Origin of the sequence: Flavobacterium aquidurense (assembly GCF_002217195.1) — a bacterium.
GTDB classification, from domain to species: Bacteria; Bacteroidota; Bacteroidia; order Flavobacteriales; family Flavobacteriaceae; genus Flavobacterium; species Flavobacterium frigidimaris.
Genome location: NZ_MUGR01000026.1, coordinates 169,671 through 195,056, shown reverse-complemented (window position 1 = coordinate 195,056; position 25,386 = coordinate 169,671). Strand labels below are relative to the sequence as shown.

20 protein-coding genes are annotated in these 25,386 nt (G+C 35.1%); 10 read left to right on the top strand and 10 right to left on the bottom strand.

The features are described 5' to 3' along the window. Nucleotides 1-91 precede the first annotated feature (91 nt). The 4 genes from B0A67_RS14685 to B0A67_RS14670 form a co-directional block, all read right to left on the bottom strand. Entirely contained in the window at nt 92-475 is a 384-nt protein-coding gene (locus B0A67_RS14685) for a YegP family protein (RefSeq protein ID WP_072953897.1), read from the bottom strand. Nucleotides 476-535: 60 nt separating this feature from the next. Then, the gene (locus B0A67_RS14680; protein WP_072953899.1) at nt 536-2,050 is read right to left on the bottom strand and encodes a PAS domain-containing sensor histidine kinase; all 1,515 of its coding nucleotides are present in this window, start codon (nt 2,048-2,050) and stop codon (nt 536-538) included. A 556-nt stretch (nt 2,051-2,606) separates the two neighbouring features. Next, a complete protein-coding gene (locus B0A67_RS14675; protein WP_072953901.1) occupies nt 2,607-3,260 on the bottom strand; it encodes a response regulator transcription factor in 654 nt (217 codons plus the stop codon). A gap of 88 nt (nt 3,261-3,348) precedes the next feature. Beyond that, nucleotides 3,349-5,082, bottom strand: a complete 1,734-nt coding sequence (locus B0A67_RS14670) for an ATP-binding protein (protein ID WP_123887415.1) — start codon at nt 5,080-5,082, stop codon at nt 3,349-3,351. 824 nt (nt 5,083-5,906) lie between these two features. Between B0A67_RS14670 and B0A67_RS14665 the strand changes: the two genes are divergently transcribed. Next, on the top strand, nt 5,907-6,416 hold the full coding sequence (locus tag B0A67_RS14665; RefSeq protein WP_072953905.1) for a GNAT family N-acetyltransferase: 510 nt from the start codon (nt 5,907-5,909) through the stop codon (nt 6,414-6,416). Between the two features lie 30 nt (nt 6,417-6,446). Here the strand turns inward: B0A67_RS14665 and B0A67_RS24995 are convergent, their stop codons facing one another. Further along, a complete protein-coding gene (locus tag B0A67_RS24995) occupies nt 6,447-6,617 on the bottom strand; it encodes a hypothetical protein (protein WP_207557345.1) in 171 nt (56 codons plus the stop codon). A 93-nt stretch (nt 6,618-6,710) separates the two neighbouring features. Further along, entirely contained in the window at nt 6,711-10,103 is a 3,393-nt protein-coding gene (locus tag B0A67_RS14660) for a polysaccharide deacetylase family protein (protein ID WP_072954253.1), read from the bottom strand. A 111-nt stretch (nt 10,104-10,214) separates the two neighbouring features. Between B0A67_RS14660 and B0A67_RS14655 the strand changes: the two genes are divergently transcribed. After that, nucleotides 10,215-12,116: a lysylphosphatidylglycerol synthase domain-containing protein gene (locus B0A67_RS14655; RefSeq protein WP_242670971.1), complete on the top strand. Its 1,902-nt coding sequence runs from the start codon at nt 10,215-10,217 to the stop codon at nt 12,114-12,116. Continuing rightward, complete coding sequence (locus B0A67_RS25220) at nt 12,076-12,795, top strand: phosphatidylglycerol lysyltransferase domain-containing protein (protein WP_242670970.1); 720 nt, start codon at nt 12,076-12,078, stop codon at nt 12,793-12,795. The genes B0A67_RS14655 and B0A67_RS25220 overlap by 41 nt, the downstream gene beginning before the upstream one ends. 193 nt (nt 12,796-12,988) lie before the next feature. On the opposite strand, the gene B0A67_RS14650 is transcribed toward B0A67_RS25220, so the two are convergent. Beyond that, entirely contained in the window at nt 12,989-13,768 is a 780-nt protein-coding gene (locus B0A67_RS14650; protein ID WP_072953907.1) for a polysaccharide deacetylase family protein, read from the bottom strand. Nucleotides 13,769-14,078: 310 nt separating this feature from the next. Here B0A67_RS14650 and B0A67_RS14645 point away from each other — a divergent pair, with 310 nt between their 5' ends. The 5 genes from B0A67_RS14645 (at nt 14,079) to B0A67_RS14625 (ending at nt 21,616) form a co-directional block, all read left to right on the top strand. Then, nucleotides 14,079-14,996 (top strand): bestrophin family protein, encoded by a 918-nt coding sequence (locus tag B0A67_RS14645; RefSeq protein WP_072953909.1) that lies wholly within the window; start codon nt 14,079-14,081, stop codon nt 14,994-14,996. A gap of 34 nt (nt 14,997-15,030) precedes the next feature. Next, entirely contained in the window at nt 15,031-15,723 is a 693-nt protein-coding gene (locus B0A67_RS14640; RefSeq protein ID WP_072953911.1) for a response regulator transcription factor, read from the top strand. Next, on the top strand, nt 15,713-17,080 hold the full coding sequence (locus B0A67_RS14635) for a HAMP domain-containing sensor histidine kinase (RefSeq protein WP_242670969.1): 1,368 nt from the start codon (nt 15,713-15,715) through the stop codon (nt 17,078-17,080). The genes B0A67_RS14640 and B0A67_RS14635 overlap by 11 nt, the downstream gene beginning before the upstream one ends. A 347-nt stretch (nt 17,081-17,427) precedes the next feature. Further along, nucleotides 17,428-20,643, top strand: coding sequence for a TonB-dependent receptor (locus B0A67_RS14630; RefSeq protein ID WP_072953913.1), 3,216 nt, complete (start codon nt 17,428-17,430; stop codon nt 20,641-20,643). Between the two features lie 283 nt (nt 20,644-20,926). After that, nucleotides 20,927-21,616 (top strand): VIT1/CCC1 transporter family protein, encoded by a 690-nt coding sequence (locus tag B0A67_RS14625; protein WP_072953915.1) that lies wholly within the window; start codon nt 20,927-20,929, stop codon nt 21,614-21,616. Nucleotides 21,617-21,628: 12 nt separating this feature from the next. Here the strand turns inward: B0A67_RS14625 and hxpB are convergent, their stop codons facing one another. Together hxpB and B0A67_RS14615 are read right to left on the bottom strand one after the other, a co-directional pair. Continuing rightward, on the bottom strand, nt 21,629-22,267 hold the full coding sequence (hxpB, locus tag B0A67_RS14620; protein ID WP_072953917.1) for a hexitol phosphatase HxpB: 639 nt from the start codon (nt 22,265-22,267) through the stop codon (nt 21,629-21,631). Nucleotides 22,268-22,315: 48 nt separating this feature from the next. Further along, nucleotides 22,316-22,654, bottom strand: coding sequence for a winged helix-turn-helix transcriptional regulator (locus tag B0A67_RS14615; RefSeq protein WP_072953918.1), 339 nt, complete (start codon nt 22,652-22,654; stop codon nt 22,316-22,318). 97 nt (nt 22,655-22,751) lie between these two features. On the opposite strand from B0A67_RS14615, the gene B0A67_RS14610 reads away from it, so the two are divergent. Next, complete coding sequence (locus B0A67_RS14610) at nt 22,752-23,390, top strand: peroxiredoxin-like family protein (RefSeq protein ID WP_072953920.1); 639 nt, start codon at nt 22,752-22,754, stop codon at nt 23,388-23,390. After that, nucleotides 23,387-24,190, top strand: coding sequence for a DNA alkylation repair protein (locus B0A67_RS14605; RefSeq protein ID WP_072953922.1), 804 nt, complete (start codon nt 23,387-23,389; stop codon nt 24,188-24,190). Before B0A67_RS14610 ends, B0A67_RS14605 begins: the two co-directional genes overlap by 4 nt. A gap of 65 nt (nt 24,191-24,255) precedes the next feature. Here B0A67_RS14605 and B0A67_RS14600 read toward each other — a convergent pair whose 3' ends face one another. Beyond that, nucleotides 24,256-25,386: an efflux RND transporter periplasmic adaptor subunit gene (locus B0A67_RS14600; RefSeq protein ID WP_072953924.1), complete on the bottom strand. Its 1,131-nt coding sequence runs from the start codon at nt 25,384-25,386 to the stop codon at nt 24,256-24,258.

Sequence of the window (25,386 nt, the reverse complement as noted above, 5' to 3'; positions counted from 1 at the left end):
AAACCTACCTAATATGACTTTATGCTTCAGCTGTTAGAGGCAATTATAAAAAGTAGGACGGAGTATCCTAAATTAAAAAAAATCACTCTGCTCAGAATGCCATTTCAGCTGCTGCTCTCTGATAGATTTTTGGCTCTCTTCTACTATTCGATCTGTCTTCTATCAAAGCATTTGGTGCTTTTGACCTAAATGATTCCATTGCTAAATCGCAGGAAATTTTGTCATCAAACATTTTACTAATTGCAATAATTCTCCCGTTGAAAGCTTTAATATTAAAATATCTTTTGTTGGTTTGAGTTGCTTTTCGGTTAAATTTCGTGTGGTCCTGCGAATTCATCTTTACAGATTCAATTCCTTTTATACACATAAATTTTCTGGTGTATTCTCCACTACTCAAAATAATTTCATCATTATTATTTATAAAATCAAATTGGTATTCCCCATTTGAGTTCATATTAATTACAAATTTTTCCATTTTAAAAATTGATTTTTTGTGTAACCTTATATTAAATTTAGCTTGTAGGCCTTACTATCTTTAATCATTAAAAATGATCTTAAATGTTGTTCCTTTTCCTACCTGACTTTCGACTGTAACCCTTCCGTTCATAGACTCGATCTGGTTTTTTGTAATATACAGTCCTATGCCATTTGCTTTTTCGTGATTATGAAATGTTTTATACATTCCAAATAATAAATGCCCGTATTTTTCGAGATCAATTCCCAATCCGTTATCTTTTATCGTGAGTACTTTCTTTTCGTTTTCCAGAAAAAAATTGAATTCAATTTTCAAAAACTTTTCAGGATTGGCATACTTTATTGCGTTAGTGCACAAATTCTGGAGTACACTTTCGAGATAAGCCGGATTAAAATTAATGGTTGCATCTGCCGGTATATTGTTTATAATTGTCGCATTATTTCTATGACTGTATGCACTGACAATATTCAGGACCCTGCCTAAATAAGCATTTAGATTCAGCGGTTCTACAACAATTTCTTTATTATTCTGAATGTTTACAATTTGCGATAAATCTTCAATTGTCTTGTTAAGATCGTTCGAAACCGTTCTCAGGTATTTCATCGTTTCGCGTTTATCAGCAAAATTCTCTTCAAGATCAATCATGTCCAGAAGCAATTTAAAATTTCCTGCGTGCGAGTTTAGATTATGCGATACAATGTGAGAAAAATTCAAAAGCCTGTTATTTTTTTCACTGTACAGCTCCATCTTTTTCATTAATTCCAGCTCTTTTTCCTTTTGAGACGAAACCTCAGTATGCGTACCTATTATCTTTAATGGCTTGCCCTCTGCATCGCGTTCTATTACTTTTCCTCTGTTGAGGATCCACTTGTATTTAGTATTTGAAGTGAGTATACGATGAAAATTTTCGTAGAAAGGCGTCTTGTTTTCAAAGTGATCATTAAGGGCTTCACAATGTTTTTTGAGATCATCAGGATGCACAATGTTTTGCCATTGTTCTGGAGAATCAAAACCATTTGCAGTATCCGCTTCTAATATTTTTAAAGATTGTGGCGAATAATAAATGGTATTGGTGGTAATATTCCAATCCCAAATACCTGAAGTCGAGGTTTCGATAACAAACTTAAAACGTTCTTCTGAAATGTTAAACTTCAATTCCTGTTCCTTTACATCTGTTACATCAGTTATTCTTCCGTACACTTCAATACATCCATCGCTATTTACTTCTCTTTTTGATGTGATTTTAAGCCAGCGTAAACCTTTTACAGGCAATAATACCCTGAAAACAACGCTCCAGCTTTTTTTTCTTTTAAGTGCATCAATCAGCGAATGCTTCACCAGTTTTTTGTCTTCCTGGTGAATCTGATTATAGGCTGAAAGTACTGTGTTGGTAAATATCTTATCCTGCTGAATTTCGAACATTTTGTAAACAGAATCGCTTATAAAAGGCATATCGTAGTCATTATGCGCTGAAATCATCAATACAAAAAAAGCGTCCTGAATATGGTCAAATAGTTTAGATTTCAATTTATCAACAGTCTTAATTTTCTTTGTTTTATAAAAATCGAATTCCATATTCTTATTTTTTAAAATAACATTCCCTAATTCCTAAGCATTACAGAAATAATTAAAGGAGAGATTTCTTTAACGTTTTTACTAAACTTCCCTAATAATAAAATCTCAATCTGGCATATATATTCTCTCCTTTAAATCTTCTTATGTTTTTAAATTCTAAATTTTCTTTGAACTCTAAACACGATCAGTTGTTGATCAGACGGCCACCTTCAAAAAATAAAATTGACCTGCATTGTATAAACTCCAAAAAACACAAACAAAAGCCGTCTGCAGCAACAAAAAAATGATTATTGTATCAGGAAAAATTAATCTCCATATTCAATTAAAAATGTCTCTTTCTTGAACCTTCTTTCTCATTTTCTCTTCCTGACATTACAAAAATACGTTCAATACAATCAATACTTTATAGAACAATGTACAGTCGCGTGTAGAATGTTTTCTACAGGAAATAAACTACAATTCTGAACATCTATGCCATAAAAAAAACAGGAACCTGATAGATTCCTGTTTTTTATAAAATTCGATAAATACCTAATATACATATTATTAAACAATGCTACTCATCGTAATAGAGCTGAAAAAACTTAATTAGATCTGCCAGATTGTCGATTTCTAACTTTTCGAAAATCCTGTTTTTATAAGTACTGACGGTTGTTTTTTTAATGTTCAGAAGCTCTAATATTTCGAGATTGCCGTATCCTTTAATTAACAACTGCGCTACTTCTATTTCTCTATTTGAAAGAAGGTCAAGCGGATTTGTAGGTTTTTTTGAAATATAAGAATCTAAAATCTTGTCTTTTATATTCTGTGTAATATATTTTCCGGATGAAATCATGGTGTTGATTGCATTTTTCATCTCGTCTTCTGTGGTTTCTTTATTCAGATAACCTGAAGCGCCGGCATTGAGATAACGCATCGCATAGATATTTTCATCGTAAGCTGAAAATATTAATATTTTGATGTCAGGCTGAATCGCCTTAATTTCTGCTATAACGTTGATACTGTTTCCGTCAGGAAAATTTACATCTAAAATCAATAAGTTGATTTTTACCTCTTTCAGAATATCGAATGTTTCTTTAAAATTTCCTGCTTTATAGATGGTGGCATTCAGAAATAACTCTTTTATAATCAGAGAAACGCCTTGTCTTACCACACTGTGGTCATCAGCAACTAAAAAACTATAGTTGTTGGATGTTGGTGTCATTTTCATTTACGTAAATTAAAATTGTTGCGGCGCTGTTCACTAAATCATTACTATTGGTACTGTAAATTACAAAATATTTGTTGTACTTTCTAATTTAGACCAAACTTATTATAAGGTTGAACTTAATCATTGTACCCTTACCCTGCTCACTTTGAACGCTAATTTCTCCGCCAAATAACTCTACTATTTCTTTACACAAATTAAGCCCTAAACCAACTCCCAGATCATTGACTTTTCCTGAAACTGTACCCTGGTAATAAAGTTCGAATATGTTTTTTAAGTCATTTTCTGCAATACCCATTCCGTTGTCCTGAATCTCAACTTTTAAATTAACTTTTTTACCGGAAATATTTTCAGAATCAATCGCAACTAAGATCAGTCCGTCTTTTGTAAATTTATTGGCGTTACCAATAATGTTATAAAAGAGCTGGTGTATTTTTGTAGCATCAGAATAAACTTCAAGTTCTGAAAGCAAATTAGACTGAAGCTCAATTTTATTTCCTTTACTTTCTACCAATGACGTCATCGCAAAAATGATCTGATTGATTTCTTCCTTTAAATGGAAGTTTTTATTATTTAATTTTGGTAAATAATTTTCATCTTTCGAATATTCTAAGATCTGATTCGTCAGGAGAAGCAATGAACTTGTGGTAAACTGAATCGATTTGAAAGTATCTTTTATTTCAGGATCTTTTATCGACGAGCTTATCATTTTACTGTAAATAGAGATGATACTAAGTGGCGATTTGATTTCGTGACTCACCATTCCCATAATCCTATTTTTAAAATTCAGGCTTTCGCGGATTTTAATTTGTGCAACGGTTAATCTTTTCTCATATTGAAAAGCCATTCTGGTGAAACTAAAAAGTACAATCGATATAATAAACATTAATATGATCAGGATCGCGATCGTATAACTTCTGACGGCTTTATTCGTATTGTACTGATTCTGTAGCTTTTTTTGAGTATCGTCTTGTAACGCACTCAGCGATTTATTATAATGCGGCATTATCTCTGCTTCTAAATTCAGCAGTTTATTGTTAAGCTCCGTTAGTTTTGAATCCTGGTCCCTTAAACTTGCAAATGATTTTTTTAAGTTCTTAAATTGGTTTTCGTAGTATGTATTAGTGGTATTAAACAAATTGGCAAACTGGTCTTCTATACTTCCGGACACCACTTTATCATTGTATTTCATGGTAACAGTGATCTTTAGCTGCTCTTTCTGCACGTCCATTTTTCCCGCTAAGGCATCGCCTAATCTGGTAAACAATCCTTTTTTAGATACACTGTCTACTTTTATATACGAATCAGTTTTGATACTGTCTAAAATCTTTTTGTACTGAAATTTGTTCAGTTTGAATGATTTCGGAGTGTCTTTTTTATCTCTATTAATCTGCGTTTCAATGATCGAATCAATATCTGCCTTTAAAGATTCAATTGTGTGCTGGGATCGATTCTTTTCCATCAGAATCTTCATAAACGCTTTATTGTCTTTGGTAATTGCACTAAGACTGTCAATCAAACGGCTTATTTCGTTTAATGAAACATTGTATTTGTCTAATGAAGCCTGATCTTTTTGACTTTTATAAGCATTGAAGTTCTTTTGAGAATCAATAAACGAATGATTTATTTTACCGGTAACTTGTGTGATTTTATTCAACGAACTCATAGAATCCAACGCTTTAGACATTTCTGATTCATTGGATGATTCATTGTACCAAATGACCACAACTATCAATTGCAACACAATAACACATGCTATTAAAGTGTAGTGAATTATTTTTCTTTGTTTGAATTTTAGCTTCAGGAAACTAAATGTATTATTCAATAAATGCTTTCTAATCAAAATTTATACTATTAAAATGATAAAAAATAATGAGTAAAGAACAAAATCAATAGCTCATTCAATTGTTTTAATTAGGTATATGAAGTAATATCATGAATGATGTACTACATTTTGAATAAATATTAATTTTTAGATTTTAATCCGTATTACGAACTAAAATATAATGCCGGTAAAAGTTATTGTAAGCTAAAAAACAAACCCGCCTTAAATAAAAACAGCAAAGTTCATCCCTTGCCAAATCAACACTCTCTACAACGACAACAAATATTTAAAAGAGACTTGGGGATTCTTTTAATTCATTAAATATGTTTAAACAAATTACATATTTTTATTTGTTTTTTGGATCTATATCTGATTTTATTTTTTTAATTAGTTGCAAAAGTACCTTGCTTAACATTAACATTGTGTAGAACAATATAAAACCTCATGTAGAACTTGTTCTACAAATAAAACACTCTTTTTAGTACTAAAATTTTCTAAAATACAAATACAATTCAGATACAAAAATAACTAAGTTCGTTTTATAAAACAATTCAATTACCACTTGATCTGCTAATCTAACTTAAGTTGTTTGATAAATAATGATGAAAATCAAATTCAACGGAAGTAGTTTTTGGCGAAAAACAGTTCCTCAACAAATGAAACTGATACAGTAATCAGAAGAAAATTATAAATCTTTAAATTTATGAGAAGGCTTGCGCTATTTATTAATTTTCTTTACTTTCGGTTGTATTTACGAAAGAAAATCAGGCTATAAATTTCAGCCAAAATGCTCAAAAAAATTCTTTATTTTAATATTCTCATCAATGTCTATTCTTTACCACAGTCCAGTAATAATTATTCGCGAATTCTTACCTCAGGAGCAACAAACCTTTTTAGATCTCTTCAAAGACGATGAAGTTACACAATACCTTCCTGTCACTTCACCGGAAAGATATGTGGAGATGTTTAGTGAATTGCTTGAAAATTACGAAAAGAATAACCTTAGCCGCTGGGCGATATTCGACACTGTAAATAATAATTTTATAGGAATGTGTGTCGCTCGTATTTTTACCTATAATACAGCCCAAATAGAAATTGGATATGTGCTTAGCAAGGCATACTGGGGAAAAGGTATTGCTACAGAAGTATGCAAAGCGCTAACGCACTATAGCTTTGTCAATACAAACACGAATGAAGTGGTAGCGATAACTGATGTCAACAATAGTGGATCACAGCATGTATTGCAAAAATCAGGATTTGAACGTTTGGATAATTTGATAAGAGATGAGGAAGAGCTAGCTTATTTTAGGATCGAAAGAGCATGGCTCTTTTGACAAACGCAACATTTATAACGTCGATTTCCGTTAGATTGAAATCCATTCTTTCATAAAAAAAACAATCTCTGAATTAAGGTCAACCTTTTCAATCATGTACATATCAATAAGATCATATTCGATATTTGGCAATTGTGCACTCCTAAACTTTTCAGATTCTTTTAAACTCTTTAAATGTTTTACCAGTTCAATTAACTTCATATCTATTACTTATTTATAATTTATTCCATTATGACTTTGTCACACTGCAAAGAATAAAATCCTTCCAGATTATAAGGCTATCTCCAGTCAATTTTACCCCTCCAGCGATCCCACGTTTCCGGTTCTCTTTAATACGCCCCAGCTCTGACTTTCTCCTTTTATGGCTCTTCTGATTGCTCTGAATAATATCACGTACATTAACTGACGATAAACAAATCTTTGCGGAATCAACCAGATCAGCTTGCTTAGTTTTTCTTTTTCGAAAATAAAAGCGATTACACTTACCAGCATATCTACTAACATAAATACAAGATAATAGATCCCAATTTTATGAAGACTGTCCGGATTGTTGTGGTTCCAGATTAAACTGACAATCAGAATTAGATCTGCCAGCGGGGCAAAAATTGGAAGCACGATCTGAAAAATTAAGACATTTGGTAATGAAACCATTCCGAGGCCTTTGTATTTTGGATTAAAACAGGCATCACGGTTTTTCCAGAATGCCTGCATAATGCCGTAACTCCAGCGGAAACGCTGTTTCATGAATTCATTCAGGGTTTCCGGTGCTTCTGTCACGGCAACGGCTTCGACACAATTAACGATTCGGTAGTTGTTCCTTAGAATCCTAATGGTCAGATCGCAATCCTCGGCAAGGGTATCTGTTGTAAAACCTCCGGCGATTTCGATAGCTTTTTTCCTGAAGGCGCCAATAGCTCCCGGTACTACCGTGATTCCGTTAATAAGATCGAAAGCCCTTCTGTCAAAATTTTGTGCGGTAGTATATTCAATACTTTGCCATTTCGCCAGCATGGTATTCTCGTTTCCCACTTTTACATTTCCGGCAACGGCACCCACTTGTTGATTGTTTTTGAACTGCAACGTAAAACACTTCATTAATTCTGAAAGTGCATCTGTCTTTAGTTGCGTATCTGCATCGATACAGACTACAAAATCATTTTGGGTTATTGCAATTCCGTGGTTCAGTGCTGAGGCTTTACCTCCATTTACTTTAGTGTGAACTTTTACAATATCATGATTCTTAAACGCAGTATTGACCTGACTGAATGTGGTATCTTTCGAACCATCGTCGACAAAAATAATATCAAAATTAGGATAATCTTGCCGTAATAAGTTGTGAATTGTCTTCACAGCATTTACCTCCTCATTATAAGCAGGTACAATGATACTTACTTTTGGGTAAAGCTCTCCTGTCGTATTATAACTTAACGGATGTTTGTAATCTTTCCATTTCTTTAAAAAAGCCATAATGGCCATTAACAAAATGCGAAAGAACCCTAAGAGAATTGCAATCCAGAAAAGAGCAGTAATAAAATTACCAAACCAATATCCAAGATCAAAAATGATATTATCAATCGTCATCAAATTTCCTTTTGCCTTAGGCATAATTTCATCTTTACTTTTGCCCAATAATTTAGAAACAGTTGTAAATTGAATTCCTTTGTCTTTAAAGTATTTTATAATTCTTGGTAAAGCTTCTACCGTGGCCTGTCTGTTACCTCCGGCATCATGAAGCAGGATAATTCCTTTGGTCGGGTCCGCTTCATATTCTCTGATTACCCTATTATAAATACTATCCGCCACCACGCCTTTTTCCCAATCGTTAGGGTCTATGCTTTCTCCTACTGTATAATAATTCTGGGCTTTACTTAAAGCTACAGGTCTTAATTCTGCTTCGGTTGTTGGTTCTGCATCAGCATTGTACGGCGCTCTAAAAAGTACTGTGCTCCTTCCGGTAACCGCTTCGATCAATAACCGGGTGGTTTCCATTTCCGCGGAAGCCCTTTCCTTACTTACTAATGCAATATTGGGATGTGTAAAAGTATGATTGCCAATCTCATGTCCTTCTGTATAAATTCTTTGCAAAAGCGGAATGTTACTTTCTCCCTGAAGTCCTACTACAAAAAAAGCGGCATGAATTTTTTCACGTTTTAAAATATCTAAAATTTGCGGTGTGTAAGTAGGGTCCGGACCATCATCAAAAGTTAAAATAACTTGTTTATGTACATTCCCAAACTTACTTATGACATATTTTGTGGGTAATTCTACATATTTTTGTTCCGTGATTATCGACTCATGTGGATCTGTCTGAAGATTAATTTTTCCGGGCTGGGGATCTGTAAGCACATTTAGGATTTCTCCTTCGCCTATATAATCGGGCGTCGAAAAACTCATATGCACTTTCTCTAATGTTTTAAAATCAAATGGGGTTTTGACAATGCTTTTATTGGTGAGGCTACGATTATAATAATGCCATAACCTACTGTCTTCACTTCCTAATCGCCATAAAGCTGTTCCTGCGGTGCCATATTCATCTGCAAACCTGATGGTATTAAAATTAGTCGCAGCATCCGTAAAATAAACCTGATGTTTGTTTGCTCTTCCGTCTGTATAATTAAAGGAATTATTATAACTGTTATCATTAAAAGTTATCGTTGCACCATATTGTTTGGCCAGGGATAATGCCTCGTCATAAGTAATTGTTACTGCTTCTTTATTTTGTTCCCAATCATAACCATAACCGGCAAAACAGAGAATAATTTTGTTCGACGGAATTTCTTTAGCCACCTGATCCAGAATTCGTTCTGTCCATTTCTGACTGCTTATGGCTCCGGGAACACTTCCGCTGTAATGTTCATCATAGGCCATCAGAAACATATAATCATTATACTTTGAGAGTGCTTTTATATTAAAATCGTCATCGTTCGCCATGATATCCTGCGTAACAAGAAATCCCATTGGATGCAGTTTTTCATAAAGTTCTTTCTGAAAAGTGATAATAGGTTCGTCGCTATTTTCTTTAAATTCCTCAAAATCAATATTAATTCCCTGAAGGTTGTATTTTTTAAGGTTTTTTACAATATCGTTAATCAGCCTTTCTCTCTTTACATTATCATGCAATATTCGATGAATCATATCGCCATCAAACTCTCCCTCGCCTTTCGACTCATTGATATTATTAATAAGAGGAACTATTTTTATTCCTGCCTTTTTCATTATTTTCAAAGCAGCCGTATCAATTTCTACGCGCAGCAAATCTGTTTTTGGATCCAGGAAAAACCATTCCGGAATCACCATATTGAGTTTACCAATATTCTTTTGAAGAGAGAATAAGCTTTGCGGATCCCAATCGACATAGAAAGCCGCACGAATCTCTGGAAAATCAATTCCCTGAGGCTGTTTTTCCAGCTTTTCCATTTTTGATTTTGCTCTCAAAAAGCTGTTAAAACCTTTGTATCTGATCAGTTCCTTAGTAGTAAGTGCTGCGGGCGTGCTTGGGTTTACCAGTTTTTGTGTCGAAGTATCATTGCCTAATATGGGTAAAGAAGGTTTTAAACCCCTTTCCAGCGTAATAATAAAAACGGGAATCAACATCAAAAGTAGAAAAATGACCAGTCTGGTTGACCATTGAAAAGTTCTCCAGCGTAATTTGGTTTCAGTCTGAAATACTTGTTTTTTATTATCCATAGTTTTCATCGCGATTGATGTATAAATATACATTAAAATTTGATTGTATTTATCTGGAAACAAATCAATTAATATAGTATTTTTATAACAAAGTAAATAAGTGATGTTACTATGAAAGAACCCAAAAACGCCAATATCAGTATAGGTTTACTCAAAAAAAGATTCATTACATTTTTTTCTAAAAACGGCAAATTATTAGGCCAAATCGTCCTGACATTGTCTTTCTTTTTAATTGGATTTTGGTTTATTAAAGAAGAACAAAGTGAACTCTATCAAATAAAAAACAGCATTACCGAGGCCAAACCGCAATGGGTATTCGTTGCTTTTTTAGTCACAGTTCTCTACATTTTTTTTCAAGGATTAATGTATGTGGTTTCATTTGCCGCGATTGGTGCCAAAATCACCTGGAAAGACGCCAATACTTTATTCCTGAAACGCAATTTTATAAGTGTTTTTATTCCTACCGGCGGCATTACTTCTCTTTTTCTTTTTACTGATGCTTTACTAAAAAAAGGCACAACCAAAACAGAAATTCATTTAGCATCAGCAATTTATGGTTTTGTGGGTATTGTTTCGGTTATCATTTTAGCAATACCGTTGTTTCTTTTTTCTTTACTAGAAGGATCAATTGGTGATACAGAATGGCTCGTTTTATGTCTTGTTATTGTCATTCTTCCGTTATTGGTTCTCCTATTTAATTCGATAATTCAAAAGGGAAAATTCTACCGGCTTCTCTTAAAAAGTTTTCCAAAAATAGAACCTTTCCTGATCGATTTGCACGAACAGAAAATAAACAGAAATGCCTTTTCTAAAATCGTATTGTGTTCCCTGTTGATCGACGCGGCCGGGATTGTACATGTGTACATTGCCATGAAAGCACTGCAGTTTGAACCGTCGCTTTTTGCTGCAACAATGGCGTATGTAATTGCTGTTATTTTCCTGATTATATCGCCATTTTTAAGAGGTTTAGGTGCTGTTGAAGTTTCTATGGGATATGTATTGATACAATACGATTTTACAAATATGGAAGCCGTGGCCATCACCCTTTTTTATCGTGTTTTCGAATTCTGGCTTCCTTTGTTTCTGGGGGTAATTTTATTTATTTCAAAAATTCAGAAACTGCTGCTTCGTGTTGTGCCTGCTTTTCTTTTGCTCACGCTGGGCATCATCAATATTGTTTCTGTGCTTACGCCTGCAATCAATAGCCGACTCGTTATTCTTAAAAATTTCCTGCCGGTTGAAGCCATTCATACCTCAAATTATCTGGTTTTAACTGCCGGACTTTTCTTATTGGTTACGGCCGCTTTTATGCTAAAAGGCCTTCGTACAGCCTGGTGGTTTGCACTGCTGTTATCAGTTATTTCCTTGATTGGAAATTTGACCAAAGCTATTGATTTTGAAGAGTCTGCCATTGCTTTTTTGGTCATATGCGTTTTAATTGCTACCAGAAAAGAATATTATGTAAAAACAAGTCCAAGACTTGGTATTATTGGGCTGCAAACTTCAATATTAAGTATAATGGCGGTTTTAATTTATGGCGTTTTAGGCTTTTATTTCTTTGATAAAAAACATTTTAATATCGATTTTAGTTTAGCTGAATCGGTGCGGTATACGCTTCAGAATTATTTTTTGATTGGAAGCGATAACCTGCATCCCACAGGAACTTTTGCGATGCATTTTTTGATCTCTCTTAAAATTAGCGGATTGCTTTCTTTTGGTTTTTTAATGTATACTTTGGTAAAACCTTCGATATATAAATACAACATTACTGCCGAGGAAAAAGAAATTGCAGCGGGTTTACTTCATCAATATGGCAACTCAAGCCTGGATTATTTTAAAACCTATTTTGATAAACTGATTTTTATATCTAAAAGTGAAAATGCTTTTATTTCTTACCGATTATCCGGAAATTTTGCTGTTGCTTTAGAGAATCCTGTTGGCGGTAATGATGCTGAAATTGAATCTTGTATCGTTGAATTTGATACCCGAAGCAAGTTTGAAAACGTATACTGAAATTGGTAAAAAATACTTTTTTCTGGGTCAGGCTGCTATTGTCGATCTTCGTGAATTTCATCTGGAAGGTCAAAACAGAAAATCGTTGCGAAACTCTCTAAAAAAGATTACGGATCTTGGTCTGCAATCCGTTGTCAATGAGCCTCCTGTAAGAGATGGCTTATTGCAGCAAATAAAAGCCGTTAGCGATCAATGGCTACAGGAAACTTCACGAAAAGAAATGCTTTTTTCTCAGGGTATTTTTCTGTGGGATGAACTTAAAAACCAGACAATTATTACGGTAGAAAATAGTGAAGGGAAAATTTTGGCTTTCCTGAATATCATTCCGGATTACGCAAAAAATGAAAGCACCTATGATTTGATCCGCAAAACTGATGATGCGCCAAATGGCATTATCGATTTTATGATGGTGGCGCTTTTTAATTATCTGAAATCGAAAGAAATCAATTATGTCGATCTTGGTCTGGCGCCTATGAGCGGTATCGAAAACCCGCAGACGATTCAGGAAAAATCTATGAAATATGCTTATGAAAGGGTAAAATCCTTTTCGCATTATAAAGGACTTCGGGATTTTAAGGATAAATTTTCTCCATGCTGGCACAATCAGTACATTGTTTTTACCGATGATTATGATTTGATTCAGATTCCGCGAATTTTAGCGAAGGTGATAAAGCCCTAGAAAAATAGCTACAGATTAGAGGATTAAAATGATTTGAAAATTGGGTTGATTATTTTAATCTTTAAGAAATAGCCACAAATTCACGAATTTAAAATTTTTTAGATTTAAAATTTCTCCTGAGTCGAAATGATAAAAACTCTGGCGATATACTTTGATAACAAACTTTAATGACAGGCTTTGGCGACGTACTTTATTATTCTGCCGGAAGTAAATCATCCAGATCCGATGTTTTATAGAATTTAAGGTCGTTAAGCTTTATATACTTACAAATGAACTCTAAGGTTTCGATTTTAGTCTGATAATTTTCGGTTACATTTTTAACGGGTTTGTGTCCGCATAAAAGTAAAATTTTATTGTGTTTTTTAGCATAATCCAGTAATTCCAGAACATAAGGAATACTAAAATGAATGTGACTGTTATCGATATCAAAAGCAAATACAATTTTTGAGTTATTAAAGAAACTGTCTTGTTTTTCAGGAGCCTCTCCTCCAAAAGCTCTTCCTCTTATAATTTTATAATCGTTAGATAAAGCTTTGTCGAGCGCGTCAGACCTTTCGCCGTACGGATAGGCAAATGTCGTAACATTAAAACCTAACCTTTTCATAGAAACGATCATAGGATCTATTTCCTGTTTCATATAAGCATCGATTCCGTGTTGATTGACGAATTTTACAGCATTATAATGATGGTATCCGTGGCCGGCAATTTCATGACCTTCTTTTTGCAATTCGAGAAGTTTTTTTATATGTGGAGCTCCAATAGAGTCTATTCTGCAAACATTAAAAGTAGCTTTCCATCCGTATTTTTTCAAAGCCTGATCGGCCTCGTACCATTCGTCTACATAAGCATCATCAAAAGATAAAATTACTCCTGCTGCATAGGGTTTAGGCTCGGCTTTTTGTTTTTTAGTTTCGCAGGAAATAAAAGTGAACAACATTAAAAACAGTATTGTTTTAATAAAAACTACCTTCATAAAATTCGTTTGTTGTTAAAGAATTGTATTTTGACAAAAATTCGATCGTTCATCAATTCAGGCTGAATAATGCCTTGAAATTAATTTTAAAGATACATATTTTCTTAACTTTTCGTATTTATTTTTTCTGACGTAAAATGCACAAAACAGATCCTTATTCTGAATGGATTTACCAAGCGAATTCATAATTTCGCCAATCCGGATTCAGGGATTGATCAGCAATTTTTAAGATTCATTCTATTCTCCCATGATTTTTTGCGAGAGGTAATACTTTTAATTACTTTTATATCATCAAATTTGATCACGACCCATGATTATCAAAAAAAAACACAACTGGTTTAGAATGCTTTTTGAATGGAAAGGTTCTGTTTTGCCTCAATTGCTTCCCAGACTTTTATTATTACTGCTGTTTTCATTTTTAGTAGTCTATTTTAAACCGTATTTAATCGCTTATAATCTTCATATTAATCCGGCCATTTTTACGCTTTTTGGTATTGCACTTGCCATATTTCTTGGTTTTAGGAACAGTGTAAGTTATGACCGGTTTTGGGAAGGCAGAAAACTTTGGAGCGCTTTACTCAATGATACCCGATCTCTTGCCCGGCAAAGTATCACACTTATTCATGATCCGGCATACGATACTAAACGGGATAACTTCACTAATTTACTGATCGCTTTTGTATATAGCCTAAAACATCAGCTTAGAGAAACTGACGCTGCTGAAGATTTAAATCGGCTGCTTCCCAAAGAATTTACTGAGCAACTTAAAGAAGTACAGTTCAAACCCATTATTATTTTAAGGGAATTAGGCATCTGGGTAAAAAATGCAAAAGCAGAAAATAAAATCGACAGCGTTACCCAATTGGCTTTTGAAGAAAATCTGAATAAACTCTCGAATATTGTAGGCGGATGCGAGAGAATTGCCAGCACTCCAATTCCTTATACTTATAGTGTATTACTGCACAGAACGGTTTATATCTATTGTTTTTTACTCTCTTTTGGTTTTGTAGAAACAATGGGTTGGGTTATGCCTTTTATAATTGTTTTTATTGCATATACCTTTGTTGCACTTGAAGCAATTGCAGATGAATTAGAAAATCCGTTTGGATTACAACCTAACGATCTTGCATTGGATACGATGGCCAGAATGATCGAAAATACACTCTTAGAATTAAACGACAGAAAAACAAATCCAATACAAAACCCTAATCACTATTGTATTACTTAATTTATACGATTACAAACTCCAATTTTTTCCTGTTATGAATAAAGTATTATTAGTTGAAGACGATCCCAGAGTTGCCTCCTTTATTACAAGAGGACTTGAAGAACATCTCTATGAAGTCAAAACGATCACAAAAGGTTTTGATGCCATAAAAGAGGTGATGGAGAATACCTATAATATTATTATTCTCGACATTATGCTGCCTGATATTACAGGTTTTGAGGTTTGCGAAGTTTTAAGAAGCCGGAAAATTATTGTGCCGATACTTATTTTGAGTGCTCTCGATACGCCACACGAAAAAGTAAAAGGCCTGCAGGCCGGAGCTGATGATTATCTGGCAAAACCTTTTTTGTTTGAAGAATTACTGGCAAGAATAAACGCGCAGCTTCGCCGTGCCGAATTCAGCACCGGAATTCTCGATTTTCAGTCGTATGCCGGAGTCGAAATTAATATGAAAGAGCAAAGCGCTTCAAGAGACGGTAAGGAACTGAATTTGTCTTCCAGGGAACTAAAGCTTTTGATCTTTTTTATGAAAAACCGTGAGAAAGCATTATCCAGAATCGCAATTGCCCAAGCCGTCTGGAATATTGATTTTGACACAACATCAAATACCGTAGATGTCTACATTAATTATCTGCGCAATAAAATAGACAAGAACTTCCCTACTCCGCTAATTCATACTATAAAAGGCACAGGATATATGCTCAAACAAAAAAGTCATGAATCTTAAAAACAAACTGGCGGTAAACTCTACTTTGCTTTTTGCTTTTATAGCCGGGCTTCTCATGGCCGGATCTTTCCTCTTGTTTAGAAGTCATATGAAAAATCTTTATTTTGACAATCTTGAAGATCATGCGATGACAGCAGCCCTGTTTTATTTTGAAAAAGATGAAATAAAAGAGATGAACAGCGCCCGTTACCAACAAATCGAACTTCAGTACAAAAGAATCAACAACGAGTCGATACGCATCTACGACGCCCGGACAAACAAAATTTATATAAATGATACGATTGATTTTCAATTAAGTGATAAAGACTTAGAGCATATCAAAAAAGAAAAGCTGTTTACTTTTACCAGAGACAAAAGACAATTTGTGGCAGTTTTTTATAATGACAATCAGGGAGATTTTATTATTGTAGTTTCCGGAATTGACCGTACCGGTAATCACCAATTAGAAATACTGGGTTTTATGTTTGTTTTGTTTTATCTGGCAGGAATTCCGTTAAATTATCTTTTAGGAACATTTTTGGCGAGACAGACTTTTCGACCGTTTACTGAAGTTATTGCCAAAGTAAATACGATAACAACAGAAAATCTGCATTCAAGATTAGAAATACCGCAAACCAGCAGTAAGGATGAAATTAAAGAATTGGCAACCACTTTTAATTATCTTCTGGAAAGACTGGAAAGTGGAATAATGATCCAGAATAATTTTTTAAAAAATGCTTCACACGAGTTAAAAACTCCCCTAACTATTATTATAGGAGATATTGATGTAGCGCTGCAACAACCCAGAACGAACGAACAGTATGAACGAATACTGAAATCCCTTAGAAAAGATACCTTACATCTTAAAGCTACTCTTGAAGGTCTTCTGGTATTGTCCGGACTTGAATTGTCTGAACCTCAACAAATGGAATCTGTGAGGATAGATGAGATCTTATGGAATGTACTGGAAAAGAAAGCAATTGAATATCCTGAATCTAAAGTCTCAGTAAATCTAAATGCCATTGCTGATCAGGAAGGTTTACTATCTGTTTATGCCAATAAACACATGCTTTTTATCGCCTTGTACAATATATTAGACAATGCTATTAAATTCTCCTCTCCTGCTCCGGTAGAAGTGCTTGCGTTTTCTAACGAAGGTAAACTTGTGATAAAAATTACAGATCAGGGCCCCGGAATATCAGATCCTGATAAAGAATCTATCTTTGATCTCTTTTTTAGAAGCGATAATACACGCCACATTCAGGGACAGGGATTGGGGCTTTTTATCACGATACAAATTCTCAAACTGCATACTATTAATTTAATAGTAGATTCAGAACTCGGGAAAGGCACTTCATTTTCTTTGGTATTTCCGTAAAGGTTTATTTTTTTTACTAAATATGTGTTGAAATAAATATTTAAAACGTTAACTAATTACATATTTTCACTAGAATATTAAAGTCTAAGGTTATCGGTTTTTTCAATCGGTAACATTTGCTTAACACTCTAATCTTTTTCTAATCTACTTTAAATACATCTTTAATCTACTTATTTTTAGCATTTTATGCAAGTAGTTGATTTTAAAGAGCTAATTTCTTTTTCTTCAAATAACACCTTCATAATCCTGGGTTAACAATGAATTGTTTTATCATTTTAAGTTAACAAAAGCATTAAATCCGATCGAAACAAAGGGAGTTTCTTTGTCAAATAAAAACTAAAAACAACATGACAAAACTAAAACTCTTTTTTACGGCATTTATGCTTCTTGTTATGGGAAACATTTTTGCTCAAATTACAACCTCATCTTTATCTGCAAAGGTTAGCGATGGTACAAGCCCTTTAACCGGCGCTGAGGTTACATTAACACATTTACCTACTAACGCAGTCTACAGAGCTGTAACAGATAAGCAAGGTAGATTTAGTTTCGAAAATTTAAATGCCGGCGGACCTTACGAACTTGAAATTAAAAGTTCAGGTACCAAAGATTATTCTAATGCACAAATACATTTAGCATTAGGTGACAATGATTTACCAGCAATTGTGGTTGGTAAAACAGATAATAATGTATTAGAAGAAGTGGTTATTACAGGTTCTAAACCTTCTTCTAAAAATAACGGAACAAGCATTAATGAGAAAAAAATTAATGGCTTACCCTTAATCAACAGAGGAATTCAGGATGTTACCAAGCTGGTTCCGCAAAGTTCAAACAACTCTTTTGCCGGTACCAACTTTAGATACAATAACGTAACAATTGACGGATCTATCAATAATGATGCGATTGGTTTTAGCCCTTCTTTAGGTGGTCAGTCCGGAACTTCAGGAATGCCCGGAAGCAGTACACGTTCTAATTCTATAAGTCTTGATGCTATACAGGATATTCAAGTTTATATTGCTCCTTATGATATTAAGTTAGGTAACTTTTTAGGAGGAAGCGTAAATGCTGTTACACGCAGCGGAACAAATGAAGTAACAGGATCTATTTACAGCTATGGTAGAAATGCCGCCATAACAGGTCCAAATAATGCAGGTGACGGATCGAAAATGCCAAAATCTTTTGGAGATTATCAAATTGGTTTCAGATTAGGTTTGCCAATTATAAAAGACAAATTGTTCTTCTTCACCAACATGGAATATGCAGAGCGAACAGATCCTTTGTTTTATAATGCAGGACAAACCGATTCTAACGGAAAATTAACTTCATTGGTAGATAATGCTACAGCTGAGCAAATTTCTAACTTCGTTAAAACTAATTACGGATTCGATCCGGGAAGTTATGGTGCCTACAACAACTTTGCAAAAAGTCAAAAATTCTTCAATAAATTAGATTGGAAAATTAATGACCAGCATTCCCTTTCGTTAAGAAATAATACTGTTATCTCACAAGCTTCTAACTTAGAGCGTGACGCAGCAAACTTTAGGTTTTCAAGCATGGATTTTACGCAAAAAAACCAATCCAGCAGTACGGTTTTAGAATTAAAAAGCCACTTTAACAGCCAATGGTCGAACTCATTTATTGCAAGTTACTCGGCTATTAAAGATTACCGTGATCCAAAATCATCAAATGCCATGTTTCCTCAGGCGGAAATTGGGTACAACGGAGGAACTATTTTCTTAGGAAATGATCGTGAAGCAACAGTCTTTAATATGAAACAAAATACTGCCGAAATCACTGACAACCTTACTTATAAAACAGGAAATCATACTTTATTATTTGGTACGCACAACGAATTCTACGATATCAATTACGGATTCGTAAATGCGCTAAACGGAAGAGTTTCATACAAATCGCTGTCAGACTTTTACAATAAGCTTCCTACTCGTGTTCGTGGAACTTATCCTTTTGACGGCTCTACAAGAGATGATATTTTTAATAATCCGTATGCTAAATTCAAAGTAAACCTATACAGTGTTTATGCGCAGGATGAAATCAGAATTGGCAACAAACTAAAAGTAACGCCTGGTGTAAGAGTTGATTATACTGATTTGCCCAATAAACCTAAATTAAGCCCACAAGTACAAAATTCTCCTGCTGATCCTAACTATGGCAACACATACACTTATACCCCGTTAAGCCAAATTAGCAATAACTTTTTCAGCACTGCATTAGTGTCTCCAAGAGTAGGATTTACGTATAATGTAGACGAAGATAAAACTCTTGTTATAAGAGGCGGATCAGGAGTATTTACAGGAAGAATCCCGTTTGCATGGTTAGGATATGCCTATTATAATGATGGTGTAGGTTACGGAAGTTATGACAAAAATAACCTTACTCCTGCACAGGTTGCGGCAGCAGGTGATCCTTTGGCCAACAACGGTTTAAATGGATATCATGATGCAACGCCAAAAGTACAGGCGGATTTAGTAGACAATAAATTCAAAATGCCGGCTGTTTTAAGAAATTCTCTTGCTATTGATAAAATTATTGGCGGATATAAATTTACAACTGAAGGTATTTATACAAAAGTAATTCGTGATCTTGAATTTCAACAGGTAAACAAGACAGACAACCCTACTTATTTTTCTTATGATACCAATCACCAAATGCCCATTTATGCAGCAAACATAAATCCTGCTTTTTCTAATGCTTACCTATTATCCAATACCAATAAAGGATACAGATACAGCATTACCGAAATGGTTTCGAAAACCTATGATTTTGGTTTAAACTTTATGGTTGCCTATACTTACGGAGATTCAAGAGACGTTACAAATGGAATCAGAAACTCTATGGAAAGTAATTTCCAGATGAATCAGTCTTTGACTCCTAATGATCCTCAATTGGCTACTTCTAATTTTAATATCAAACACAGAATCGTTTCTAATGTAGGATATGCTGTAAAATTAGCTGACAACAATACGTTCTCTGCCAACGTTTATTTTAATGCGCAATCAGGGAATCCGTTTTCATGGGGATTTGTTAACTCAACAATTGCAGGAACAGGACAGGCAGCCGGATTGGCTTATATCTTTAAAGATGCAGCAGAAGCAGCTAAATATATCGGCGTAAGTGCTACGGGTGTACCATCTGCAACAGCAGCTCAACAAGTGGCAGATTATGAAGCTTTCATCAACGGAAATGATTATTTGAAAAGCAGAAGAGGAACATTCACTCAAAGAAATGGTGATACTACGCCCTGGAACATTCAGGCAGATTTGAAATTAATGGATGAAATCAAAGTTACAAAAGTTGGTACATTCCAGATCTCCTTTAGCATGGCGAATGTCGGAAACCTTATCAACAAAGATTGGGGAAGAAGTTATTTCGTTCCAAACACTTACAATTCAACAGCCAATTTAGGATTAACAAAATCAGGAAACTTAGGTGGAGTTGCTACTGGCGATCCAACTTATACATTCCAGAAACCTACGGCTACACCCTATACTGTAGATCAATTAGCCTCAAGATTCCAGGGACAGCTTGGATTGAGATATTCGTTCTAAAAAATTGTGTTTTATTTTTTTTATTGTCCCCCAGTTTCAAACCTTATGAAACTGGGGGACTCTTTTTTTAGGAAGGTGCAAAGTGGCAAAGACTCAAAGTCGCAAAGGTTTTACATTTGTATTTTTTTATGCTGAATTGGGTTCCTGCGAATTATTCGTGACTAAGAATTTGCCTTATAAAATTTAGAATCATTCTATTGCCTTTCCGTCGATAAGCAAAGCTATTTTGAAGTAATTTCATAGGAAGAATTCAGAGGTAATTGCATTCAATTAAATTAACGCTATGGAAACTGAAAATCATTATATTAATCGAAGCGGCTGGCTTAGGGCTGCCGTTCTGGGTGCCAATGACGGAATTCTATCTACGACCAGTTTGGTGATTGGTGTTGCCGCTGCAAGTGTTGGCAGAGAACCTATTTTACTTGCTGCTGTAGCCGGTTTGGTTGCCGGCGCACTTTCTATGGCTGCAGGGGAATATGTATCTGTAAGTTCGCAATCTGATGTAGAAACTGCTGATTTAGAAAGAGAAAGTTTCGCGCTTAAAACGATGCCGGAAACTGAACTTGAAGAACTAGCAGATATTTATGTTCAGAGAGGATTAAGCAAAACATTGGCGAGACAAGTCGCCACGGAATTAACTGCTCATGATGCACTTGAAGCTCACGCAAGAGATGAACTCGGAATAAACGAAATCACACAGGCCAATCCGCTGATGGCAGCTTTTGCATCGGCTGTATCGTTTATTGTTGGAGGTTTGTTACCCGTTCTTGTGGCGTTTTTTGCGCCCATCAAAGACATGGTTTTCTATCAATACGGTTTCTCGATACTTTTTCTGGCATTATCCGGAATATTAGCTGCGAAAGCAGGCGGATCAAAAATGATAAAAGCGGTTTTGCGCATTTGCATCTGGGGAACTTTTGCAATGGCTATGTCGGCATTAGTCGGGTATATTTTTGGGGTTCAGACTGCTTAAATAAGATTGCCATCATGAAAATATAGTCAATTCATGTTCCAGAAAACTTTCCATTTTATAATCGGCTAAGCTTAGATTCAGATCCTGATTTCCGTTAGTAAAGGCTACTACTTTCATACCCGCATTTTTAGCAGCGAGCATTCCGGAATAAGAATCTTCTATAACAATGCAGTTTTCAGGATCAATGCCCAGTTCTTTTGATGTCATTAAATATATAGCGGGATCAGGTTTGCCAAACTCCACAAATTCTGCTGAGAATATACTGTCAAAATAGGAAGCAATCCCGGCTTTTTCTAAAACTACGGGTATTATTTTATATGGCGAATTTGTGGCTAAACCAATTTTAAAACCATTTGATTTCAGTTTTTTAATAAAGAATTCGATACCGTTTATTTCGGCACCAATCTCCCCTATCAACTCCATTACTCTTGAGATTACCATTTCTTCAACCTCTTCGAGACTGTGGCTTTCCCAGGGAAATTTTTCGTACCAGAACTTCGTTACTTCTATAGTAGTCATTGTTTTGGTCAGATCAGTAAATTCCTTTTCTAACGATACGCCCAATGATGAAAAAACTTCAAATTCTGCTCTTTGCCAAAAAGGTTCCGAATCAATAATTACGCCATCCATGTCAAAAATAACTGCCTTCATAAAGTACCTGAATATGAGTTTTACTATAAGTTTGGTCTAAACGCAAAACTAAACCTTTTTTTTGTCAATCAGTAATTTTCCCCAGTCGTTTAACAACCACAGCGCCTCTACCAATTTTTTTCCGATATCCGTAAGAGAATATTCTACCCGTGGAGGAAGTTCGTTAAAAGATTCTTTAGTCAGAATTCCGTCCTGCTCCATTTCCTTGAGCTGCTGGTTCAAAACACGTCTGTCTACTTTACCAATACCGCGCAAAAATTCGCTGGGACGTTTTTTTCCTTCATTTATTTGCCAGACGATAGGAATTTTCCATTTTCCGCTGATCGTATTTACTGCAATTTCTAAGGGACAAACTTTATTTTCGGCTGCTTTCTCCTGTATTTCCATAATAGTGACTTTTTTATCCCTATGAGACAATATTATGCGGTATTGCCCATGTTGAATCTATTTTAAACCTTTACAAAAATAAACAAATTAAAAAGACATGAATACTCTGGCAAAGCAAATAGAAAGCCTTAACAAGGAATTGACTCAACAGGTACCTGTAACAGTATTAGAAATATTCGAAAGATCAGTTGCCGATCTGAAAACACAAAATATTGAGTATAAAATTGCACAAATTGGTGACAAACTAATTCCTTTTTCGTTGCCCAATGCAGCAAACCAATTGATCAATTCTAAAGACATTCTTCGAAAAGGAAAAATGATACTTGCTTTTTTTCGCGGAAGCTGGTGTCCGTACTGCAATTTAGAACTTAGGGCACTTCAGGAAAACCTCACCAAAATCACCCATAAAAATGTTACTCTTTTAGCTGTTTCGCCACAAAGTACAGATCAAAGTATGCAGCTTATTGAAAAACATCTTTTGACGTTTGACGTTTTAACCGATACCAACAATATGCTGGCCAAACAACTTGGGCTTAGTTTTGAGCTTCAGGATTTTGCTTTGCCCACTTATCACGCAATGGGAATACATCTGGAAGAATTCAATCAAAATCATGACAATACTTTGCCTGTTCCTGCTGTTTTTGTAGTAGATTGTGATGGTTCGATTCTTTATAAATTTGCTGATGCAGATTATAGAAACCGACTTGATATTGACGAATTACTACAATCATTATGAATGAAATAAAACGCAAAGGATCGCGTTCTACAAAAGATATTCCGGCATCTGTTTTAAATCAATTGAACAAGGGGGAAATTGAAACTGCTAATTTAACAGAATGGCTTGCCGTAGATCAGAAAGTGCTGCTGGGCAATCTGCTTCAGCAATCCAAACGGACTATGTATTTAAAACCTATTATTGACCGCCTTGACTCTTTGAAAAAACAAACGGTCAACACCATTAATGAAGCAATAGGAACTGGTTTACTGGAATTGGCGATACAAGAAAATGATACTGAAATTTTAGAATTAATAAAGTTACACCCATCAGATTTGGTGCGCTGTTGGGCGACATACACAATTGGCAAAAACAATATACTGCCAATTGAAGACATACTGATTCAGATGCAGCCTTTTGCGGCAGACCAACATTTTGGAGTGCGAGAAATATGCTGGCTTGCTACACGAGCTGCCTTAATCAAAAATCTTGATGAAAGTCTGGCAATTTTATCAAAATGGGTGTATCATTCAGATGAGAATATCAGGCGCTTTGCCAGTGAAGCGACCCGTCCAAGAGGTGTCTGGAGTGAACATATTGAGCGGCTAAAACAACATCCGGAACTGGGTCTGCCTCTTTTGGAGCCTTTAAAATCAGACAGCTCAAAGTACGTACAAAACAGCGTAGCCAACTGGCTGAATGATGCCAGTAAAACCAAGCCTCAATTTGTATTGGATGTTTGTGCTGAATGGCAGGGAAAAAGTACTTCAAAAGAAACGGCTTACATCATAAAAAAAGCACTGAGAACGATTCAGAAATAGAGAGAAACAAAAAAGGGAATAGCTTTACCACTATTCCCCCTTTCACAATTAACTAAACTAAACTTTTATTCGTCTCCGCCGTTCATAAAAGTCATCAAAAGTGTGTAAGCATTTTTTGTTACAATTTTTGATGATGCATTGATCAGTGAAGATTTTATCTGACGGTAGCCTTCGCTTGTTGTTCCGGGTTCTACCGCAACCATTTTATACCTATTATTTCCGGCAGCAGCAAAAACAAAAAACTTGCCTTGCCATCTTACTACAGCGTCTTCCGGAACTGTAATGGCTTTTTCATTTTCAAATTCTGCTTCAGCATTCATAAAAAGTCCGGGAATCAACGAGCTGTCATATGTATTGACTTTACAGATTACTTCTGCTGCACGATCATCGTTGAGACTCTGGTTGATATAAGAAATTTTCGCACTGTATCGCTTCTTCGGGTTGGAGTTAGAAAAGGCAGTAACGGTTTGTCCTGTCGAAAGCAAATGAATGTCTTTCTCAAAAGCATTCATCACAAGAACAATATCACTCCTATCCATCAATTCAAAAAGCATATCTGTTGGTGCAATATATTTACCCACATTTACATTTACTTTAGAAACCAGGCCATTTATAGGCGAAACAATAGCAACTGTTTTACTGATATTCGAAGCGGTAAGCGTCTTTACATTAATATTCAGCAATGCTAATTTCTGCGCCAGTGATGACATATAAATGCGTTGCGTCTGCATTTCAGTCGCCGTTTGCTCGAACAGTTTGTCACTGCTCGCTTTTTTTGCATTCAGTTCTTTTTGCCTGTCGTATTCGCTTTTAGCCAATTGAAATTTCTCTTTCGCCGTTAGATAATCTTGTTGCAATTGTATGTACTGCATGTCCTCAAGCACGGCTAACAATTGCCCTTTTTTAACGTGCATTCCAGCCATTAAGTCGGTTTTTTTGATATAGCCTCCAAGCGGAATACTAACTGTCACTACACTCTTTGGCGGCACAGTCACCGTTCCCTGAAGCTGCAATATTCCTTTTACATTTCTTTCTTCGGGATTGCCCACGATCAGTCCGGCATTCTTAACCTGCTCAGGGCTTAGCTGGATAGTTTCTTCTTCTTGGATCTCTTTTTTACTTTGTTGTTCTTGTTTATCTCCTTTACAGGAAGCTAAGAATAAAAGAGCTAAAATTGTGATGATATATATTTTCAT

Bases quoted from the DNA above. Each gene is read 5' to 3' on its own strand.
- B0A67_RS14685 (WP_072953897.1), bottom strand. From the start codon at position 475: ATGGAAAAATTTGTAATTAATATGAACTCAAATGGGGAATACCAATTT.
- B0A67_RS14680 (WP_072953899.1), bottom strand. From the start codon at position 2,050: ATGGAATTCGATTTTTATAAAACAAAGAAAATTAAGACTGTTGATAAA.
- B0A67_RS14675 (WP_072953901.1), bottom strand. From the start codon at position 3,260: ATGAAAATGACACCAACATCCAACAACTATAGTTTTTTAGTTGCTGAT.
- B0A67_RS14665 (WP_072953905.1), top strand. From the start codon at position 5,907: ATGTCTATTCTTTACCACAGTCCAGTAATAATTATTCGCGAATTCTTA.
- B0A67_RS24995 (WP_207557345.1), bottom strand. From the start codon at position 6,617: ATGAAGTTAATTGAACTGGTAAAACATTTAAAGAGTTTAAAAGAATCT.
- B0A67_RS14660 (WP_072954253.1), bottom strand. From the start codon at position 10,103: ATGGATAATAAAAAACAAGTATTTCAGACTGAAACCAAATTACGCTGG.
- B0A67_RS14655 (WP_242670971.1), top strand. From the start codon at position 10,215: ATGAAAGAACCCAAAAACGCCAATATCAGTATAGGTTTACTCAAAAAA.
- B0A67_RS14650 (WP_072953907.1), bottom strand. From the start codon at position 13,768: ATGAAGGTAGTTTTTATTAAAACAATACTGTTTTTAATGTTGTTCACT.
- B0A67_RS14645 (WP_072953909.1), top strand. From the start codon at position 14,079: ATGATTATCAAAAAAAAACACAACTGGTTTAGAATGCTTTTTGAATGG.
- B0A67_RS14640 (WP_072953911.1), top strand. From the start codon at position 15,031: ATGAATAAAGTATTATTAGTTGAAGACGATCCCAGAGTTGCCTCCTTT.
- B0A67_RS14635 (WP_242670969.1), top strand. From the start codon at position 15,713: ATGAATCTTAAAAACAAACTGGCGGTAAACTCTACTTTGCTTTTTGCT.
- B0A67_RS14630 (WP_072953913.1), top strand. From the start codon at position 17,428: ATGACAAAACTAAAACTCTTTTTTACGGCATTTATGCTTCTTGTTATG.
- B0A67_RS14625 (WP_072953915.1), top strand. From the start codon at position 20,927: ATGGAAACTGAAAATCATTATATTAATCGAAGCGGCTGGCTTAGGGCT.
- hxpB (WP_072953917.1), bottom strand. From the start codon at position 22,267: ATGAAGGCAGTTATTTTTGACATGGATGGCGTAATTATTGATTCGGAA.
- B0A67_RS14615 (WP_072953918.1), bottom strand. From the start codon at position 22,654: ATGGAAATACAGGAGAAAGCAGCCGAAAATAAAGTTTGTCCCTTAGAA.
- B0A67_RS14610 (WP_072953920.1), top strand. From the start codon at position 22,752: ATGAATACTCTGGCAAAGCAAATAGAAAGCCTTAACAAGGAATTGACT.
- B0A67_RS14605 (WP_072953922.1), top strand. From the start codon at position 23,387: ATGAATGAAATAAAACGCAAAGGATCGCGTTCTACAAAAGATATTCCG.
- B0A67_RS14600 (WP_072953924.1), bottom strand. From the start codon at position 25,386: ATGAAAATATATATCATCACAATTTTAGCTCTTTTATTCTTAGCTTCC.